Source organism: Sulfuritalea sp., assembly GCF_031426875.1.
Lineage (GTDB): Bacteria > Pseudomonadota > Gammaproteobacteria > Burkholderiales > Rhodocyclaceae > Sulfuritalea.
The window spans coordinates 62,218-65,168 of sequence record NZ_JASJPC010000033.1; the positions used below are offsets into that span (position 1 = coordinate 62,218).

Annotated in this window: 2 protein-coding genes; both read right to left on the reverse strand. The window is 60.5% G+C overall.

What is annotated here, in order from left to right; all coding sequences use genetic code 11:
* A partial coding sequence (locus tag RMO95_RS14925) for a hypothetical protein (protein ID WP_310451435.1) occupies positions 1-1,180 on the reverse strand: 1,180 nt, incomplete at its 3' end.
* Between the two features lie 77 nt (positions 1,181-1,257).
* Positions 1,258-2,951 (reverse strand): beta strand repeat-containing protein (locus RMO95_RS14930; protein ID WP_310451436.1); only part of this gene is annotated, 1,694 nt, incomplete at its 5' end.

Here is a 2,951-nt window from a genome sequence, read left to right on the forward strand (position 1 = left end):
CCACCAGTTTGCTCGTGTTCCAGCCGCTGTTGCCGTTGTTGTCGCTCCATTCCGAACGCGTCAAGTTCCAGCTGGCGTCGTATTCGTATCGGTAGGTGTAGATATCCCACGTCGACTGCGTTCGGTAACCGACAATGTTCGCGTTGGACGTATTGCCATCGTAGATGGTGGTGGTACCCCAGGCATCGGTGTAGCCATAGGTGCCGCCGCCAAGATCGGACAACTTGGTGGCGTCAATGCTGGAGTGGCTAAACGACCAGTCGGCGTTGTAATACCAGGTGGTGGTGCCGTCGTAATACTCGTAGCCGGAGAAGGCGCCATTCGCACCGCCGTAATTGTAGATGGTGGAGTTCACCACATTATTCTGGCTGTCGTAAGTCTTCGAACTCAGGAAGTTCCAGTTGGCATCGTAGCGGGAAACGTAGGTGTATGTCTCCCACGTGCTGGAGTATTCGTAGCTCGCGACATGACCGGTCGAATCATAGTAGGTGGTGGTGCCCCATTGATCCGTCAGCTTGTAGCCGCCACCATCGACCGGAACCAGATCGGGATTAAGCGTGTTGACCGTCGCGCCAAGATAGTTCCAGGCGTTGTCGTAAGTCCAGATGGTGGTGCCGTCGGAGTAGGTGTAGCCGAGGAAAGCGTCGTCGGCACCGTTGTAATCGTAGGTCGAGGTATAGGTGACGCCCTCCCAGATGTAGCTATAGGCTACCGTGTAATGGACAACCTGACCGGCCGTCAGGTAGTACATGGTGACGGTACCGGTCGATTCGTCGGTGACGCTATGGGTGCCGTCGGTCGTTCCCCCGAACGCACCGGTATCGATGCCCGACAATGATCCGTTGATCGTGCCGTCCGGGTAGTAATACGTAGTCTTGACGCCGTCCGAATAGCTGAAGCCGGTCAATGCGCCCGTCGCATCATAACTATAGACATAGGAAGCGGAATTGGCGTATTGCGCGGTGTATCCCGTGACCGCATTCAATCCATCGACGCTGTACGTGTAGGTATCCCCGGCAGCGTCGGTATAGGTATACCCCCCCGTCGTGGAGGTCCACTGTGCCGACAGATTCAATTCGATGCTTGTCACCACCCAGGTGATGTCATAGAACGTCGTGACGAAGCCATCGTAATCGCTGTAGCCGGTCAGCACGTTGCTCGAATCGTAAATCTTGCGCATTTTGGTACTCCTTAAGAATCAGATACTTGGCACCGGCGCCACAAGTATTTGCCGCTGCCTCACTTTATAGGATCAGCCTAAACCACGAAATTCTCGGCCGTCAAGGAACTAATACTCACACCGGACAAGATGACCAGGGCGGTTTCCGTTCCGTTGGCTGCCAGATCGGTCGAATGGAACACCGTCACCCGGCCGGCGCTGGCCGAATCGGCGATCACGATGTAGCCGGTGGTCGCTGTCACGTCAGCATCGGCGGCGATGGCAGCGGCCGCGTCGGCGATCGCAAGCTGGGTGCTGTTGAAGACGAAGACGTTGTTGGCGGCAAAATTCGAGGCTGTTGTCAGACCTGTTTGCACCAGGCCGTCAGTCAGATTCGCAATGCCGGTGAAATCCAGCACGTCGCCGCCATCGGAAACCGCGCCGGCTTTGAAGCCGACGACGGTATCGGTGCCGTTCGCGGTGGCGGTGAGCAGCACCGCCGCCGAGGCGGATGCCGTTGTGCCGATGTCGGTGATGTCAATGGTGTCGTCGCCGGCCAGACCGTTGATGTAATCGGCACCGCCCTTGCCGTAGATGATGTCCTTGCCGGCGGTGGCAACAGTCAATAGCGTGTCGTCGCCGGTGCTGCCGCTGAAAATATGGCCATCATCGGCAAAGTTGATCTTCAGGTCGCTCTTGGTGGAGCCGGTCACGCCGGAGGCGTTGCCGTTGGTGAAGGCAGCGTTGCCGAGAGCGACTGTCAGGCTGGAGATGTCATTCGCGTCGGCATGGGCACCGGCCGTTCCCGTGAGCGACAGGGTGGCCGTCGTGCTGCTGGCTTTCACCAGGTGGGCGGTCAGTCCCGTTGGGACGTTGCTGTAGGTCACGGCGCTGTCGAGGCTGTCATTTACGTTTCCGGCGAAGGTATCGCCGGCCAGGGTAAGCGTGATCTGGGTGTTGATGGTGCCGTTGTTGCCCTCCGCCTCGACGAAGGTTCCGGTACTATAGCTGAGCGATTTGGGCACGATCACCAGGGCCTTGCCAAACGCCAGCGAGCCCGACGTCCCCGGCGAGACCAGGGTCAGTGTGGCATTGTTGCCCGCCTCGTCCTTGATCGTCCCGCTGTTCAGCGCCAGTGCCACAGTGTTGGTGTAGCCCAGGTCGGACGAACTGTCCCCAGCCTGCACCGTGTAGTTGAAGGTCAGCGTGTCCGTGCCCGATCCGCTGACGTAGCTGGCCGTCCGGTCCGTGCTGCCGGTTTCCAGCGTCAGCGTCGGCGTGCCGCCCGTCGTGCTCACGATAACCGCCTCGCTGAACTGGATCGTCACGGGAATCAGGACGCCTGCGTTGTAGGTGCCATCGGCCACCGTCGAGGACACGCCCAACACCGTCGGCACCACCGCGTCGTTCGTCACCGTTACCGTCAAGGCGTCGCCCACGCTCGCCAGCGCGTTGCCGGCCGTGTCGGTGATCTTGTTGGTGCCCTGCGTGTAGTCGACCGTCACCGCGGCGCTGTTCGTGATCGCGTTGGTCAGCGTCAGGGTCACGCTGGTGCCGCTGGCGCTCACCGCCGTCACCGCATTGGTCGCGCTGTTCGTCAGCACCGCAAAGTCGCTCGCCGCCGGCGTCCCCGCCACCGTTTCGCTCATGGTCAGCGTCAGGGTCTTGGTTCCCGCCGTCGCCGCCTGCGCCGTGATGGTCGGGGCTGCCCCGTCGATCACCAGGGCCTTGCCAAATGCCAGCGAGCCCGACGTCCCCGGCGAGACCAGGGTCAGTGTGGCATTGTTGCCCG